The organism is Streptomyces halobius (genome assembly GCF_023277745.1).
GTDB lineage: Bacteria > Actinomycetota > Actinomycetes > Streptomycetales > Streptomycetaceae > Streptomyces > Streptomyces halobius.
In genome coordinates this window covers 7169958-7186257 of sequence record NZ_CP086322.1, presented here as the reverse complement: position 1 = coordinate 7186257, position 16300 = coordinate 7169958, and the positions used below count along the sequence as shown (strand labels likewise).

The 16300-nt window shown below is 70.6% G+C and carries 13 protein-coding genes; 2 read left to right on the top strand and 11 right to left on the bottom strand.

The genetic code is table 11. The features are described 5' to 3' along the window. Positions 1-158: 158 nt before the first annotated feature. Complete coding sequence (locus K9S39_RS32585) at positions 159-770, bottom strand: dienelactone hydrolase family protein (RefSeq protein ID WP_248869062.1); 612 nt, start codon at positions 768-770, stop codon at positions 159-161. Positions 771-873: 103 nt separating this feature from the next. Between K9S39_RS32585 and K9S39_RS32580 the strand changes: the two genes are divergently transcribed. Then, positions 874-1989 carry a mechanosensitive ion channel family protein gene (locus K9S39_RS32580; RefSeq protein WP_248869061.1) on the top strand — a complete coding sequence of 372 codons (1116 nt, stop codon included), beginning with the start codon at positions 874-876 and terminating at the stop codon, positions 1987-1989. A gap of 18 nt (positions 1990-2007) precedes the next feature. Here K9S39_RS32580 and K9S39_RS32575 read toward each other — a convergent pair whose 3' ends face one another. The 4 genes from K9S39_RS32575 to K9S39_RS32560 all read right to left on the bottom strand — a co-directional run bounded on the left by K9S39_RS32575 (position 2008) and on the right by K9S39_RS32560 (position 6750). Further along, positions 2008-3603 (bottom strand): Na+/H+ antiporter, encoded by a 1596-nt coding sequence (locus K9S39_RS32575; protein WP_248866916.1) that lies wholly within the window; start codon positions 3601-3603, stop codon positions 2008-2010. A gap of 343 nt (positions 3604-3946) precedes the next feature. Beyond that, positions 3947-4888: an RluA family pseudouridine synthase gene (locus K9S39_RS32570; protein ID WP_248866915.1), complete on the bottom strand. Its 942-nt coding sequence runs from the start codon at positions 4886-4888 to the stop codon at positions 3947-3949. Positions 4889-5135: 247 nt separating this feature from the next. Further along, positions 5136-5774 carry a signal peptidase II gene (lspA, locus tag K9S39_RS32565; protein WP_248866914.1) on the bottom strand — a complete coding sequence of 213 codons (639 nt, stop codon included), beginning with the start codon at positions 5772-5774 and terminating at the stop codon, positions 5136-5138. Positions 5775-5937: 163 nt separating this feature from the next. Further along, entirely contained in the window at positions 5938-6750 is an 813-nt protein-coding gene (locus K9S39_RS32560) for a TraR/DksA family transcriptional regulator (protein ID WP_248866913.1), read from the bottom strand. 671 nt (positions 6751-7421) lie between these two features. Between K9S39_RS32560 and ileS the strand changes: the two genes are divergently transcribed. Then, entirely contained in the window at positions 7422-10562 is a 3141-nt protein-coding gene (ileS, locus tag K9S39_RS32555) for an isoleucine--tRNA ligase (protein ID WP_248866912.1), read from the top strand. A 479-nt stretch (positions 10563-11041) separates the two neighbouring features. Here the strand turns inward: ileS and K9S39_RS32550 are convergent, their stop codons facing one another. From K9S39_RS32550 to ftsZ, 6 genes are all read right to left on the bottom strand, one after another. Next, a complete protein-coding gene (locus K9S39_RS32550) occupies positions 11042-12133 on the bottom strand; it encodes a DivIVA domain-containing protein (RefSeq protein WP_248866911.1) in 1092 nt (363 codons plus the stop codon). 49 nt (positions 12134-12182) lie between these two features. Continuing rightward, the gene (locus K9S39_RS32545; protein ID WP_248866910.1) at positions 12183-12476 is read right to left on the bottom strand and encodes a YggT family protein; all 294 of its coding nucleotides are present in this window, start codon (positions 12474-12476) and stop codon (positions 12183-12185) included. A gap of 65 nt (positions 12477-12541) precedes the next feature. Beyond that, positions 12542-13162 carry a cell division protein SepF gene (locus K9S39_RS32540; protein WP_248866909.1) on the bottom strand — a complete coding sequence of 207 codons (621 nt, stop codon included), beginning with the start codon at positions 13160-13162 and terminating at the stop codon, positions 12542-12544. A gap of 123 nt (positions 13163-13285) precedes the next feature. Beyond that, positions 13286-14041 carry a YggS family pyridoxal phosphate-dependent enzyme gene (locus K9S39_RS32535; protein WP_248866908.1) on the bottom strand — a complete coding sequence of 252 codons (756 nt, stop codon included), beginning with the start codon at positions 14039-14041 and terminating at the stop codon, positions 13286-13288. Continuing rightward, a complete protein-coding gene (pgeF, locus tag K9S39_RS32530; RefSeq protein ID WP_248866907.1) occupies positions 14020-14763 on the bottom strand; it encodes a peptidoglycan editing factor PgeF in 744 nt (247 codons plus the stop codon). The genes K9S39_RS32535 and pgeF overlap by 22 nt, the downstream gene beginning before the upstream one ends. A gap of 13 nt (positions 14764-14776) precedes the next feature. Beyond that, positions 14777-16018, bottom strand: a complete 1242-nt coding sequence (gene ftsZ / locus K9S39_RS32525) for a cell division protein FtsZ (RefSeq protein WP_248866906.1) — start codon at positions 16016-16018, stop codon at positions 14777-14779. Positions 16019-16300: the final 282 nt, after the last annotated feature.

Genomic DNA, 16300 nt, shown 5'->3' with positions numbered 1-16300 from the left:
CGGGGGCCGGGCGCGGGGCCCGGTACCGGAGCTCGGCCCCGTGTCCGGATGCCCCGGCCCGCGACCGACAGCCCGGCTGTCTCCCGGCTCACAGCCCGTCACACCAGCCGGTTCCACCCGGCTCACAGCCCAGCGGCCCCCGTCCGTCTCCCCGCGGCTCACAGCCCGGCCAGGAAACCCAGCGCCACCTTCCAGGTGCTCTCCGCCGCCTCCGCGTCGTAATCCGGCAGATCGGGGTCGGTGAAGAGATGGCCGGCGCCGGCGTAACGGAACACCTCGACATCCGCGCCCGCCCGGCGCATCCGCAGGTACCAGGCGTTCAGCCAGTCGTGCGGCTCGTACGGGTCCGGGTCGGCGACATGGAGCTGTACGGGCAGGTCGTCGGCCTCCGCGCCCTCCGCGATGTCGGAGGTACCGTGCAGCAGGAGCAGTCCGCGGGCCTTGTCGTCGGCCAGCGCGAGATTCTGCGCGACCGCCCCGCCGAAGGAGAAGCCGGCATAGACCAGGCCGCGGTCGGAGTACGGGGCGACGGCCGTGACGGCCCGCTTGAGCAGCTCGTCCTTGCCGATATCGTCCTTGACGGCCAGGCCGTCCTGCACCGAGTCGGCAGTGCGGCCGTCGAACAGATCGGGGACGACCACCTCGTGTCCGGCGGCCCGCAGCCGGTCCGCCGCGGCATGCACCGCGGGGCGCACCCCGCACACCGAATGAAACAGGACAATCGTCAAGGACCCGCTGGTCGGGGACTCGGCGGAGGCCGGCACTGACATCACTTCCCTGGGGTTGGATCGCACTCCCCCCATCGTGCCAGTTACGGTCGGTGGGACCGTCGATCCGTCCCGAGCACACCGCACCGAGGAGGCACTTGTGACCCTGGAGGACGTGCTGCGTCCGATCGTCGTGGTCGGCGGCGCGCTCGTGGTCACGCTCATCCTGGGCTGGCTCGCCGACCGGACGCTGCACCGGATCGACACCGCGCACCCGGAGACGCCGCTGTGGGATCTGCTGCGCCGCTGCCGGCTCCCGCTGCAAGTGGTGCTGTGTACGGCCCTGTTGCGCACCGCGTACAAGGAGAGCGGGCTGGAGCTCGTCCGGCAGTACTCCGCGGCCGTCGGCCAGGCGCTGACCCTGGTCCTGATCGCGGCCACCGCCTGGCTGCTCGTTCGGGCCTCGGCGGCGTTCGTCGAGTCGTGGTACTCGCGCTATGCGGCGAGCGCGCGGGACGCGGCGCGGGTGCGGCGGGTGCGGACGCAGGTGACGTTGATCCAGCGCGTGGTGACGGCCGTGGTGATCGTCGTCGCGGCGGCCTCGATGCTGCTCACGTTCCCCGAGATGCGGGCGGTCGGCACGTCCATGCTGGCCTCGGCCGGTGTGCTCGGCATCGTCGCCGGTATCGCCGCCCAGTCCACCCTCGGCAATCTCTTCGCGGGGCTGCAGATCGCCTTCGGCGACATGGTGCGGCTCGGCGACACGGTGGTGGTGGACGGCGAGTGGGGCACCGTCGAGGAGATCACGCTGAGTTTCCTGACCGTACGGACCTGGGACGAGCGCCGGATCATGATGCCGGTGTCGTACTTCACCGGCAAGCCGTTCGAGAACTGGTCACGCGGCGGGGGGCAGATGACCGGCACGGTGTTCTTCCACCTCGATCACTCCGCGCCGGTGGCGGAGATGCGGCAGCGGCTGCACCAGATCCTGCAGGACTCCCCGGACTGGGACGGCCGGTCCTGGAGCCTGGTGGTCACGGACACCACACCGTCCACGATCGTCGTGCGCGCGCTGGCCACCGCCCGGGACGCGGACACCATCTGGACGGTGCGATGCGAGGTCCGCGAGCGGATGATCGAGTGGCTCCGTACCGAGCACCCGTACGCGCTGCCGCGGATCAGCACGACGACGGCACCCGTGGAGCGGGACGGACTCCGGGCGGGCCGGCCGGACAGCGCGGGCCACACGGACCGGCCCGAGGCGGAGCTGGACAAGCCCTAGCCAGGCGGGGTCCGCTCCCTAAGGAGCCCCCCGCAGGCTCCGTATGTCCAGATGCCGCAGCACCCGGTCCACCACCTCCGGATCGGCGCCCGGTTCGCTGCGGGCCGCGAGCACCTCGTGCCGGGCCGCGGAGAGCATCTCGCCCTGGATGCGCTGCACCTTCTTCAGCCGCGTGAACCGCTTCTCGACGAGCTCGCGCCGCTCGTCGTCGACGATGTCCGGCGCGATACGGGCCCCGATGTCGTATGCACGGCGCGCCAGCTGGTCGCTGACCTCCTCCGGCAGCTCCTCGACCGCCAGGATCTCCCTCAGCCGCCGCTTGGACGCCTTGATCACCCGCAGGGCCAGCTCCCGCTCCAGCGCGTCCTCGGCATCGGTGTCGGCCCGTACGTTCAGCCGGCGCACCAGCCAGGGCAGGGTGAGGCCCTGGACGACGAGGGTGGTGAGCACCACCGCGAAAGCGATGAAGAGGATCTCGTCGCGGGCGGGGAAGCCGGCCCCGCCGTCGACGGTGTACGGAATGGCCAGCGCCAGCGCCACCGAGGCCACCCCGCGCATTCCCGACCACCACATGACGAGCGTCTCGCGCCAGCTCATCGGGATGTCCTCGTCGTAGTCGCGGCGTCTGTGCATCCGCCTCGCCAGCCAGGATGCGGGCAGCAGCCACAGCAGACGGACCCCGACGACCACCCCGACGACGACGGCGCCCGCGCCGAGCAGCTGGCCCCAACGGCCGGACGCGGTCCCGAAGATGTTGTGCAGCTCCAGACCGATCAGCCCGAAGGCGACGCCGGTGACCAGGGTGTCGACGACTTCCCAGAAGGTGTATCCGGCGAGCCGGCCCATCACGTCGTCGGCGTCGACCGCGTACTCGGCCAGGAAGAGCGCGCAGGTCAGCACCGCGAGCACGCCGGACCCCCGGAGCTCCTCGGCCAGCACATAGGCGACGAACGGCACCAGCAGCGTCAGCCCGATCTGCAGCGTCGGGTCACCGAGCAGCCCCATCAGCTTGTTGGTGAGCCAGCCGAGCACCAGCCCGACGGCCAGGGCGACGACCGCGGAGAGCACCAGCGAGCCGAGCGCGGCGGGCACCGAGAAGGTGCCGCTGACGGCCGCGGCGAGCGCGACGTGGTAGAGCACGATGGCGGTGACGTCGTTGAACAGCCCCTCGCCCTCCAGGATCGAGACCATCCGGCGGGGCAGCCCGAGCTTGCCGGCGACGGCGGTCGCGGCGACCGGGTCGGGCGGGGCGACCAGCGCGCCGAGCACCACCGCGGCGGCCAGCGGCAGACCGGGCACCACGGCCTGGGCGACCGCGGCGACGGCCGCCGTGGTGGCGAAGACCAGCGCGACGGCCAACAGCAGGATCGGCCGGAGGTTGGCGGTGAACTGCCGCCAGGAGGTGCGCTGCACGGCGGCGTAGAGCAGCGGCGGCAGCACCACCGGGAGGATGAACTCGGGCGGGATCTCGACATCGGGCACAAACGGCAGCAGCGCCAGCACGGCCCCGGCGAGGGTCATCAGCACCGGCGACGGCAGCCCCAGCCGGTCGCCGACCGGGACCATGACGACGGCTCCGAGGAGAAGGACGAACATCAGAGCCAGCTGGCCCACGAGGCTACGCTCCGGAGTCGCTTTCGATCACTTTCCGCCCAAGAGTGCCACGACCACGATCGAAACCGAGCAGCCGAAGCACGCCGGATGACATGACAGGCCGCCGGTTCACCGTCCGCGACGATGCGATGACGCGATGCCCTCCGCGGGCTCGGCAACGCGACGACCTCGGCGGACTCGACGATTCCGACGGCTCCGACGACTTCAGAGACCGCGGTGCCCGGTCCCCCCCGGCCCTCGGTGACCGGGCGCCCCGGTGGCTTCGACCGCCTCAGCAGCCCCGTCGGCCTACGGGCTCCCCTTGCCCCGACCGCTCACGCGCTCCTCATCCCCGCCCGACCGCTCACGCGCTCTCGTCCCGCACGGTGTCCAGCGCGTGCTGCAGATCGTCCGGATAGGCGCTCTCGAACTCGACCCAGCCGCCGTCCGACGGGTGCTCGAAGCCCAGCCGTACCGCGTGCAGCCACTGCCGGTCGACGCCCAGCCGCTTGGCGAGGGTGGGGTCCGCACCGTAGGTCAGATCGCCGACACAGGGGTGGCGGTGGGCGGCCATGTGCACCCGGATCTGGTGGGTTCGCCCGGTCTCCAGCTTGATGTCGAGCAGGCTGGCCGCCCGGAACGCCTCGATCAGGTCGTAGTGCGTGACCGACGGCTTGCCCTCGGCGGTGACCGCCCACTTGTAGTCGTGCTGGGGATGCCGGCCGATGGGGGCGTCGATGGTGCCGCTCAGCGGATCCGGGTGGCCCTGGACGAGGGCGTGGTAGCGCTTGTCGACGGTACGGTCCCGGAACTGCTGCTTGAGCAGGGTGTAGGCGCGCTCCGACTTGGCGACCACCATCAGGCCCGAGGTGCCGACGTCGAGGCGGTGCACGATGCCCTGCCGCTCGGCGGCGCCGGAGGTGGAGATGCGGTAGCCGGCCGCGGCCAATCCGCCGATGACGGTGGTGCCGGTCCAGCCGGGGCTGGGGTGCGCGGCGACGCCGACCGGCTTGGCGATCACCACGATGTCGGCGTCGTCGTGCACGATCTCCATGCCCTCGACGGGCTCCGCGACGATCTGCACGGGCGGCGCGGCCTGCGGCATCTCGACTTCCAGCCAGGCGCCGCCGCGCACCCGCTCGGACTTCATCACCTCGGCACCGTCGACCCGGACCCTCCCGGTGGCCGCGAGGTCGGCGGCCTTCGTCCGGGAGAAGCCGAACATGCGGGCCAGCGCGGCGTCGACGCGCTCGCCCTCCAGGCCGTCCGGTACGGGCAGGGTGCGGATCTCGGGAAGCGTGCTCACCCCACGAGTATGGCAGTCCCGTTACGGTGCCCTGTCCGCGGCCGCTCCCGGGCCCCGGGACCGGGCCCGAAGGACCGGGACGGCCGGTGGCCGCAGGCACCTGCACCCCACCCACCGAACGGCACCACCAACAGCTCCTGCCCCGGCCGGCCCCGCCGCGGGGAGCCACCGCCCAGCCCCTCACCCCACCCACCGAACGGCACCACCAACGGCTCCTGCCCCGCCCGGCCCCGCTGCGGGGTGCCGCTCAGTCCTTGTGCAGCGTGCCGTCCGGATCAAGCCCCCGGAAGGACAGAATCACGATCAGGAAGCCACCGCAGACGATCGCGGAGTCCGCGAGGTTGAAGACCGCGAAGTGCGCCGGGGCGATGAAGTCGACCACCGCGCCCTTGAAGACACCCGGCGTACGGAAGATCCGGTCGGTGAGATTGCCGAAGGCGCCGCCGAGCAGCAGTCCGAGCGCGATCGCCCAGGGCACGCTGTAGAGCTTGCGCGCGATACGGGCGATCACCACGATCACGGCCACCGCGATGATCGTGAGGAAGATCGTCAGGGCCTCGCCCATGCCGAACGCGGCGCCGCGGTTGCGGATCACATGGAGCTGCAGCAGCGTCCCGATGACCTCGATGGGCGCGTGGTGCTCCAGCTTCTCGACCACGACGAGCTTGCTGCCCAGGTCCAGCAGATAGACGAAGGCGGCGACGAGCAGCAGCGCCCCGATCCGCCGCGGGCCCCGGCCCGCGCTCCGCTCCGGATCGGCCACCGGTCCCTCCGCGCTGTCCGGCACGGGGTCCGCCCCCTTGCCCGGCTCGGTGTCCGCCACAGGATCCGCTCCGGAACCCGGCTCGGATTCCGGTGTACCGGTAGTGCGTTCCGCCTCTGCCACGTGTGAGTCCCTCAGCCCGTTGAGTCCGCCGCCAAGCCGTACCTGGCCCGGGGCCTGCCCATGAACCCGGCCGGGGTCCACGGCAGGCTCCGAGGACGAGAGTACGGCACATGCGTGCGGCCGGGGCGGGACCCGGGTAGCCCGCCTTAACGATTCTCCCGGGTCAGTGCCGCTCCTGCTGCTGCTTGCACTCCACGCACAGCGTCGCGCGCGGGAACGCCTGCATCCGCGCCTTGCCGATCGGCCGACCGCAGTTCTCGCACAGCCCGTACGTGCCCGCGTCCAGCCGGCCCAGTGCCCGCTCGGTCTGATGGAGCATCTCGCGGGCGTTGGAGGCCAGCGCCAGTTCGTGTTCGCGGGTGATGTTCTTGGAGCCGGTGTCGGCCTCGTCGTCGCCCGCGCCGTCGCCGTCCCGCATCAGTCCGGCGATGGCGTCCTCGGACGTGGCGATCTCGGCGCGCAGCCGTTCCACGTCGGCCATCAGCTCGGCCCGCGCCGCGGCGACCTCGCCCGGTGTCCAGGGTTCCTCGCCCGGCCGTACGGCGAGTTCGTCCGGCGCCGCGGACACCCGGGCCTTGGGCACCGCGGACTCCTTGGCGTGCGTGCCGGCCGCACCCGTGGTCTTCTTCGCCACCACCGTCTTGGCTCCCGTCTTCGTGGCGTCGGACGAGGCGGCCACCGTGCCGGTGGCTTTCTTGGCCGGAGCCTTCTTCGCCGCTTTCTTCGCGGCCGTCGTCTTCGTGGCGGTCTTCTTCGCCGCCGCCTTCTTCACGGCCGGCTTCTTCGCGGCCGCTTTCTTCGTGGCCGTCTTCTTGGTGGCCGCTTTCTTCGTGGCGGTCTTCTTGGTGGCCGCTTTCTTCGTGGCCGTCTTCTTCGCGGCCGGCTTCTTCTGCGCTGTCGTCTGTGCGGGCTGCTTCGCGTCGGCCTCGTCGGCAGGCGTCGTGCTCCGCTCCGCGGCGGTCTCTTTCGCCACCATGGCCGCGACCCCTTCACATATGTGATCTTGTTCGCGAATCGTGACGAGAACGATAAATCGCCGCACGGCACGCGGCAACGGGACGCACCGCCCGACGCGTCCGGCCACCCCGTCCGAAGGCCAGGTCTGTCTCGGTTGTGCCCCGTCCCCCGCCCCGTAACCCGCCGGGGCGCCCCCGGCAGGGACGGGCGCGCACGCCGGCCCGCGACGGGTCGCCATTCGGGTCACGCACATGCGCCGGACCGCGCCCCGCGGCGGGCCGGCCGGGCAGGAGCCGCTGGCGGTGCGGCTTGGTGGGCGCGGATACAAGTGCCTGCCGGACGGCGCCCCGCGCCCTCGTCTCCGGGCCGCCTTCCGGAAAACCGGTCGGCCCCTGTCGGCGCGGCCCCGTACACTGGGCCCAGCGAAAGGCATTGATGGGACGAGTAGCGTCGTACGCAGCCAGCAGCGACCCGGGGACGGTGCGAGCCCGGGGGCGTGCGCGATGTGAAGATCACCCCGGAGTCGCCGGAAGAAAGCCCCGCAGATCCGCGGGGCGAGTAGAACCGGCAGCGCGACCCCAATGAGGGGGCGGTGCAGCTGCGCCGCCAAGGAGGGTGGTACCGCGGGAGCGCGAGCTCTCGTCCCTCCGGACGGAGAACGCAGCAGGTGTCCGCCGGAGGAAGCCCCCGATGAGTCCGCAACCCCAGTACCGCCCGGTACCCGCCCAGGTCGACCTTCCCGCCCTTGAGCACGCCGTGCTCGACTTCTGGCAGGAGCAGAAGGTCTTCGCCCGTACCCTCCAGCAGTCCGAGGGACGGCCCGAATGGGTCTTCTACGAGGGCCCCCCGACCGCCAACGGCATGCCCGGCGCCCACCACATCGAGGCGCGCGTCTTCAAGGACGTCTTCCCCCGGTTCCGGACGATGCAGGGCTACCACGTCGGCCGCAAGGCCGGCTGGGACTGCCACGGCCTCCCTGTCGAGCTGGCCGTGGAGAAGGAGCTGGGCTTCAACGGCAAGAAGGACATCGAGGCGTACGGCATCGCCGAGTTCAACGCCAAGTGCCGCGAGTCGGTGACCCGGCACACCGACGCCTTCGCCGAGCTCACCACCCGCATGGGCTACTGGACCGACCTCGACGACCCGTACCGCACCATGGACCCGCAGTACATCGAGTCGGTCTGGTGGTCGCTGAAGGAGATCTTCGACAAGGGCCTGCTGGTCCAGGACCACCGCGTCGCCCCCTGGTGCCCCCGCTGCGGCACCGGCCTGTCGGACCACGAGCTGGCGCAGGGCTACGAGACGGTCGTCGACCCGTCGGTGTACGTCCGCCTCCCCCTCACCTCCGGCCCGCTGGCCGGCCAGGCGGCGCTCCTGATCTGGACGACCACCCCCTGGACCCTGGTCTCCAACACCGCCGTCGCCGCGCACCCGGACGTCACGTACGTCGTGGCCACCGACGGCACGGAGCGGCTGGTCGTCGCCGAGCCGCTGCTGGACAAGGCCCTGGGCGAGGGCTGGACGGCCACCGGCCGGTCCTTCACCGGCCGCGAGATGGAGCGCTGGTCCTACGAGCGCCCGTTCTCCCTCGTCGAGCTGGCGGGCGCCAACATCGTCGTCAACGCCGAGTACGTCACCACCGACGACGGCACCGGCCTCGTCCACCAGGCCCCCGCCTTCGGTGAGGACGACCTCAGGACCTGCAAGGCGTACGACCTGCCGGTGGTCAACCCGGTCCGCGCGGACGGCACCTTCGAGGAACAACTGGCCCTGGTCGGCGGCCAGTTCTTCAAGAAGGCCGACGAGGCCCTGGTTCAGGACCTCTCCTCCCGGGGGCTGCTGTTCCAGCACATCGCCTACGAGCACAGCTACCCTCACTGCTGGCGCTGCCACACCGCGCTGCTCTACTACGCCCAGCCGTCCTGGTACATCCGCACCACCGCGGTCAAGGACGCCCTCCTGCGGGAGAACGACAACACCAACTGGTACCCGGAGTCGGTCAAGCACGGCCGGTTCGGCGACTGGCTCAACAACAACATCGACTGGGCGCTCTCCCGCAACCGCTACTGGGGCACCCCGCTGCCCATCTGGCGCTGCGAGGAGAACCACCTCACCTGCGTCGGCTCGCTCGCCGAGCTGACCGAGCTGACCGGCACCGATCAGTCGACGCTGGACCCGCACCGCCCGTTCATCGACGAGATCACCTTCGCCTGCCCGACGTGCCGGGAAACCGCGACCCGCGTCCCGGAGGTGATCGACGCCTGGTACGACTCGGGCTCGATGCCGTTCGCGCAGTGGGGCTACCCGTACCGCAACAAGGAGCTCTTCGAAAAGCGCTACCCGGCGCAGTTCATCTCGGAGGCCATCGACCAGACGCGCGGCTGGTTCTACACGCTGATGGCGGTCGGCACCCTCGTCTTCGACAAGTCCGCGTACGAGAACGTGGTCTGCCTGGGCCACATCCTCGCCGAGGACGGCCGGAAGATGTCCAAGCACCTGGGCAACATCCTGCAGCCGATCCCGCTCATGGACCAGCACGGCGCCGACGCGGTCCGCTGGTTCATGGCCGCCGGCGGCTCCCCCTGGGCGGCCCGCCGCGTCGGCCACAACACCATCCAGGAAGTCGTCCGCAAGACCCTCCTCACGTACTGGAACACCGTCGCCTTCCAGGCGCTCTACGCCCGTACGTCCGGGTGGGCGCCCTCCACGGCCGACCCGGCCCCGGCCGACCGCCCGCTGCTGGACCGCTGGCTGCTCGGTGAGCTGAACACGCTGGTGGACGGCGTCACCGAAGCCCTGGAGTCCTTCGACACCCAGCGCGCCGGAAAGCTCCTGTCCACCTTCGTCGACGACCTCTCCAACTGGTACGTCCGCCGCTCCCGACGCCGCTTCTGGCAGGGTGACGCGGCCGCGCTGCGCACCCTCCACGAGGCCATCGAGACCGTCACCCGCCTCATGGCGCCGCTCACCCCGTTCATCACCGAGCGGGTCTGGCAGGACCTGGTCGTCCCGGTCACCCCGGACGCCCCGGATTCGGTGCACCTCTCCAGCTGGCCGGTCGCGGACGCCTCGCTGATCGACCCGACGCTCTCCGAGCAGATGCTGCTGGTCCGCCGCCTGGTCGAGCTGGGCCGGGCCACTCGTGCCGAGTCCGGTGTGAAGACCCGCCAGCCGCTGTCCCGCGCTCTGGTCGCGGCGGCCGGCTTCGCGGACCTGTCCGAGGACCTCCGGACGCAGATCGCCGAGGAGCTCAACGTCAGCTCGCTGGCGTCGCTCTCCGACGTGGGCGGCTCGCTGGTCGACACCACCGCCAAGGCGAATTTCCGTGCCCTGGGCAAGCGGTTCGGCAAGGGCGTCCAGGCGGTCGCCAAGGCCGTCGCCGCCGCCGACGCCGCCGCCCTCTCGCTCGCCCTGCGCGACGGCGAAGCCACGGTCGAGGTCGACGGCGAGACGATCACCCTCACGCCCGACGAGGTCATCATCACCGAAACCCCGCGCGAGGGCTGGTCGGTGGCCTCCGACTCCGGCGCGACGGTCGCCCTCGACCTGGAGATCACCCCGGAGCTGCGCCGGGCGGGCCTGGCCCGCGACGCCATCCGTCTGATCCAGGAGGCGCGCAAGAACAGCGGTCTGGACGTCGCCGACCGGATCGCGCTGCGCTGGCAGTCCGCCGACGAGGAGCTGCGTACGGCACTGACCGACCACGCGGGTCTGATCTCCGACGAGGTCCTGGCGACGGACTTCGCCGCCGGCGAGCCGACCGGGGACGGCTACGGCGAGGTCTTCTCGGACGAGGCCCTGGGCCTGACGTTCCGCCTGCGCAAGGCATAACCGACGCGGCTGGACCCCCGGCGCCGCACGCCGGGGGCCCGGCCCTGTCCGGTGGGTCGGGGCCGGCCCCGCGACGCGCCCCCAACCAACCCCCTCAGCCAACGCTGGGGACCTCCAGGAGGTGCCCCCGGGCACGGCACCTCGCGGCGTTGCCGAAACGCCCTCATAGCTCCTCCCCCATGCCGTAAGGGCACGGGAGGTGCCCCCCATCCAGGACGCTCCGGCGCCTTGCGATGCTCCCCCGTAGCCCTGGACGGGCACGGGGAGGTGCCCCGCCACCAGACGCCGCGGCCTTTCCGACCCTGACCCACCGGGCAGGTCCCAGCCGTATCTGCGGCACCGCTTGAGGTGACACGCACACGAACCCCAGGTGTCACGCACACAAATCCGAGGTGTCACGCACGCGAAAGAGCACGGGCCCCGAGGGAAGATCCCTCGGGGCCCGGCTCTGATTGCCGACTACGTGCCCTACGCGGGCATCAGTTGTCGTCCTCGTCGATGAGGAAGCCACGCATCGGTGACGGCGCCTGGCCCATCGGCTGCGGGCTCTGCGGCCGCACCGGAGCCATCGGCTGGGTCATCGCCGGCGACATCTGCTGCTGACCGCCGTAGGACGGACCACCGCTGGACGGGCCGGCCATCGAGTGGTTGCCGCCCATGGACTGGTTGCCACCCATGGTGTGGTTGCCGCCCATCGTGCCCGCACCGGCCGACGCCATGGACGGGGACGGCGGCAGCGAAGCGGTCGCCGGGGTCCGCGGTGGGGCCAGCGAGTCATCGGCCTGGTTCTCCAGCTGGCGCAGCTGGCTCTCCAGGTACGACTTCAGGCGGGTGCGGTACTCGCGCTCGAAGCCACGCAGGTCCTCGACCTTGCGCTCCAGCGTCGCGCGGGCCGACTCCAGCGAGCCCATCGCCACGCGGTGCTTCTCCTGCGCGTCCCGCTCCAGCGCGTCGGCCTTGGCGCGGGCGTCCCGCTCCAGGCCCTCGGCACGGCTGCGCGCCTCGCCGACGATCTTGTTGGCCTCGGAGCGGGCCTCCGCGATCGCCTGGTCGGCGGTCTGCTGTGCCAGCGACAGCACACGCGCGGCGCTGTCACCGCCGGGACCGCCCTGCTGCTGCGGGCCGCCGGGGCCGCCCATCGGGCCGCCCATCGGACCCCCGGGGCCCATCGGACCCGGACCGTGCGGACCCTGCGGGCCGTGGCCACCAGGACCGGGAGGCAGCTGCGGTGCACCACCAGGCAGTTGGGGCGGGCCACCCATCCCCTGCTGCTGTTGCGGCGGGACCGGCTGCGGACCGGATATGGCGGCGGGCACGGGGGCCCCGCCACGCTGCTGCTGCTCCTGCTGCTGGTCGGGTCCCTTGCGCAGGCCCTGCTGCTGCTGATTCTGGGCGGCGGCGCGGGTGGCGGCGGCCAGCTTGGCGCGGAGGTCCTCGTTCTCACGCAGCAGGCGGGTCAGTTCGGCTTCGACCTCATCGAGGAAGGCATCGACCTCGTCCTCGTCATAGCCTTCTCGGAGGCGGACGGTCGTGAACTGCTTGTTCCGCACGTCCTCGGGGGTCAACGGCATCTCTACTTCACCTCAACGTAGTCGTCGGCAATCGGCAAGACCGTATCGTTCACACCAACAACACCGACCTCACGACGGTGATCAGGATGTACACGATGATCATCAATACGAAGAAGGACAGGTCGAGCGCCACGCCCCCGAGACGCAGCGGCGGAATGACCCGCCGCAGAAGCTTGAGTGGCGGATCGGTCACAGTGTAGGTGGCCTCCAGAACGACCACCATCGCCTTGCCGGGTTGCCATGAACGGGCGAACTGGAAGACATAGTCCATCACCAGCCGGAAGATCAGCACGATCAAGAAGCAGTACAGCGCGATGTAGATCACCTGCCCAAAAACACCCATCTCGCGCGTCCCTCTCCCCTTGATCCTCGGCGGCCTCGCGGCCTCGGTGTGCCCGGTGTTGCGTCTCAGCTCTGGTTGAAGAACCCGCCCTCTGCGATACGGGCTTTGTCCTCCGCCGTGACATCGACGTTAGCAGGCGACAACAGGAACACCTTCTGCGTCACCCGCTCGATGCTTCCATGAAGACCAAACACCAAACCGGCCGCAAAGTCGACAAGTCGCTTCGCATCGATGTCGTCCATCTCCGTGAGATTCATGATCACCGGAGTGCCCTCACGGAAGTGTTCCCCGATGGTACGGGCTTCGTTGTAGGTCCGGGGGTGCAGCGTGGTGATGCGGTAGGGCTCCCGCTCGGACACAACCTTGGGCATGATCACCGGTGCGTTCTTCTCCAGATTTGGGCGGTCGGGTGTGATGGATGCCACTGGGGCGATTCGCGCGGGTCGTCCGCTTTCCGGGGCGAGAGGAGCAGGTTCGCGTTGCGCCGGAGGCGTCACCACTCGGACGGGTTCCTCCCGTTCCGGGCGCGTTTCGGCCTGCACGTGGTGCTGCTGCCGCCGTCCCCGATCGGGCTCCGGATCAAGCTCGGGCTCGAACTCGTCGTCGGGGTCGAACCCCCGGCCGTCGTACCCATCGTCCTCCACGAGGCCGAGGTAGACCGCCATCTTGCGCATCGCGCCGGCCATTCTCTGCGTCCTCCGCTCTGTGGTGGATCGGCTCCGTCACCAGGTGCCTTGGATCCACTCGGCATGCCCGCTTTTTGCGGGAATGACCATATTTTGTGCTGTGGTCCGACTTGCTTGGCGACGTTACCCGAGCCGTGGTCGGACTCCGAGTACCGCAGTGCCGACGCGCACATGTGTCGCCCCGGCCGCAACGGCGTCTTCGAGGTCCGCGCTCATCCCTGCTGACACCATGTTGGCAGCAGGATGGGTCGCGCGCAGGTCGGATGAGATTTCCATGAGTCGCTCAAAAGCGGCGAGTTGGCGTCCGGCATACGGACCGGACAGCGGCGCGACGGTCATCACACCGTCCAGCCGCAGACCTTGGGCACCGGCGATCGCCTCGGCGAGCTCCGGCACACCCTCCGGCGCCACGCCTCCGCGGTCGGCCCGCGCGGCGATCCGCGCGTCCTGCGACGAGGCGTCAAGTGCCACCTGGATCAGGCAGCCCAGCTCACGCCCCGCGCGCACCGCCTCCCGGGAGAGCGCGGTGACCAGCTTGGGGCGGTCGACCGACTGAACAATTCCGGCGTAACCGGCCACAGACCGCACCTTGTTGGTCTGCAACTGGCCGACGAAGTGCCAAGTAAGGGGCAGATCAGCACATTCGGCGGCCTTGGGTGCCGCATCCTGATCGCGGTTCTCCGCGACATGCCGCACCCCCAGCTCCGCGAGCAGCCGGACATCGCTCGCGGGGTAGGTCTTGGTGACCACGATCAGGGTCACTTCGTCACGCGGCCGGCCGGCCTTGGCGCAGGCCGCGGAGATACGTTCCTCCACCTGCGCCAGACTGTCGGCCAGTTGTGTCCTGCGGTCGTCCGTCACTGCTCGCCGTCCAGCCATACGTAACTCGCGAGCCGCCCGGTCGTGCGGTCGCGCCGATAGGAGAAGTGGTCCGCCGATTCCAGCGTGCAGATGTGGGAATCATCACTCAACTGCACCCCGCCCGCGGAAAGTTGGGCACGTACTCCGGCGATGACGTCCACCGCCGGGGTGCCCCAGGTGGTTGTCGACCAGGCCTCCGGGACCGCGGCGGCGACCTCGGAACGCATCGCCTCGGGCACTTCGTAGCAGCGCCCGCAGACGGCTGGCCCGGTGTACGCGAGGATACGTCCCGGTTCGGCCCCCAGTGCGGCCATCGCCTCGACGGCGGCCGGGACGACCCCGGCGACCAGGCCCGGCCGGCCGGCGTGCGCGGCCCCCGCGATCCCGGCGACCGGGTCCGCGAGCAGCACCGGGGCGCAGTCGGCGGTCAGCACGGCGAGCGCGAGGCCCCGGCGGGCGGTCACCACCGCGTCCACACAAGGGATGTCCCCGGCGTGCGACTGCCACGGTCCGTCGACCACCGCCACGTCCCGGCCGTGGACCTGGTTCATCCAGACCACCCCGGCCGGGTCGAGGCCGAGTTCCTTGGCCGCGAGCTCGCGGTTGGCCCGGACCGCCTGCGGGGCGTCGCCCACCGCACCGCCCAGATTGAGCTGGTCATACGGAGCGGCGCTCACCCCGCCCCACCTGTCGGTGAAGGCGAAGTGCGCGCCGCTCTCGTGGTGCTGTTGCCCTATCACGTGGGTGCTTCGGTCACTTCAGGAAATCGGGAACGTCCAGTTCCTCGGCCGCGCTGTCCGCGTAGGACGGACGGGCCGGGGGAACCTGCGGGGCGCTCGCCGGGGGCGCCGGCACCTCACCCAGCGAGGGGGTCTCGGCCGGGGCCGGCTCTTCGTCCCGTACGGGCACCGCGCCCAGGCCGCCGAAGGACGACGGCCGCGGCTCGGCCGGCGCGGCGGCCGGACGGGCCGGGGCCGGGGCCGGGGCCGGCTCCTCGCGTTTGGCGGAGGTCAGTCCGGTCGCCGCCGCCTCGCGGCGGGCCGGCGGCTGGCCGCCGTCGAAGCCCGCGGCGATGACCGTGACCCGGACCTCGTCGCCCAGCGCGTCGTCGATCACCGCGCCGAAGATGATGTTGGCCTCGGGGTGCGCGGCCTCGCTGACCAGTTGCGCGGCCTCGTTGATCTCGAAGAGACCGAGGTCGGAGCCGCCGGAGATGGAGAGCAGCACACCGCGGGCGCCGTCGATGGACGCCTCCAGGAGCGGCGAGGAGATCGCCATCTCCGCGGCGGCCACCGCGCGGTCGTCGCCGCGCGCCGAGCCGATGCCCATCAGGGCGGAGCCGGCCTCCGACATCACGGACTTGACGTCGGCGAAGTCGAGGTTGATCAGGCCAGGGGTGGTGATCAGGTCGGTGATGCCCTGGACACCCGACAGCAGCACCTGGTCCGCGGACTTGAACGCGTCGAGCACGCTCACCTGGCGGTCCGAGATGGACAGCAGCCGGTCATTGGGAATCACGATGAGGGTGTCGACCTCTTCGCGCAGCTGGGCGATGCCGTCCTCGGCCTGGTTGGCGCGACGGCGGCCCTCGAAGGTGAACGGCCGGGTGACCACACCGATCGTCAGGGCGCCCAGGGAGCGGGCGATGTTGGCGACGACGGGCGCCCCGCCGGTGCCGGTGCCGCCGCCCTCACCCGCGGTCACGAAGACCATGTCGGCCCCCTTGAGGACCTCCTCGATCTCCTCGCGATGGTCCTCGGCCGCCTTACGACCCACATCCGGGTTGGCGCCCGCGCCGAGTCCGCGCGTCATTTCGCGGCCGACGTCGAGCTTGACGTCGGCGTCGCTCATCAGCAGCGCCTGCGCATCGGTATTGATCGCGATGAACTCGACGCCCTTGAGCCCGACCTCGATCATCCGGTTGATGGCGTTCACGCCACCGCCGCCGATGCCGACGACCTTGATGACTGCGAGGTAGTTCTGCGGTGCTGCCACGTCGAAGGCCTCTCGCCTCGATTTACGTGTCGCCGCCTCACATTCCGTGTGGACGCCGACTGATGCCGATTGGGACGGTCCGTATTGCCGACCCGAACCCTAACGTTGAAGTTTAGGGTTACCTGTACCTGTGTTCCTTGGTTCCATAGTCCCTTTGGAACGAGACACTAAGTCGACAAGGCGCGCACGTTCAACGAACACGCCGAACCTCCCGTTTTTCTTTTCACCCTATGTGATCACCCATAGTCGTAGCCATCCAGGGTGCTGGCCTGCGACTCCGTA

Excerpts from the sequence above, each read along its gene's own strand:
- K9S39_RS32585 (WP_248869062.1), bottom strand. The coding sequence starts at position 770 with ATGTCAGTGCCGGCCTCCGCCGAGTCCCCGACCAGCGGGTCCTTGACG.
- K9S39_RS32560 (WP_248866913.1), bottom strand. The coding sequence starts at position 6,750 with ATGGTGGCGAAAGAGACCGCCGCGGAGCGGAGCACGACGCCTGCCGAC.
- ileS (WP_248866912.1), top strand. The coding sequence starts at position 7,422 with ATGAGTCCGCAACCCCAGTACCGCCCGGTACCCGCCCAGGTCGACCTT.
- K9S39_RS32550 (WP_248866911.1), bottom strand. The coding sequence starts at position 12,133 with ATGCCGTTGACCCCCGAGGACGTGCGGAACAAGCAGTTCACGACCGTC.
- K9S39_RS32545 (WP_248866910.1), bottom strand. The coding sequence starts at position 12,476 with ATGGGTGTTTTTGGGCAGGTGATCTACATCGCGCTGTACTGCTTCTTG.
- K9S39_RS32540 (WP_248866909.1), bottom strand. The coding sequence starts at position 13,162 with ATGGCCGGCGCGATGCGCAAGATGGCGGTCTACCTCGGCCTCGTGGAG.
- K9S39_RS32535 (WP_248866908.1), bottom strand. The coding sequence starts at position 14,041 with ATGGCTGGACGGCGAGCAGTGACGGACGACCGCAGGACACAACTGGCC.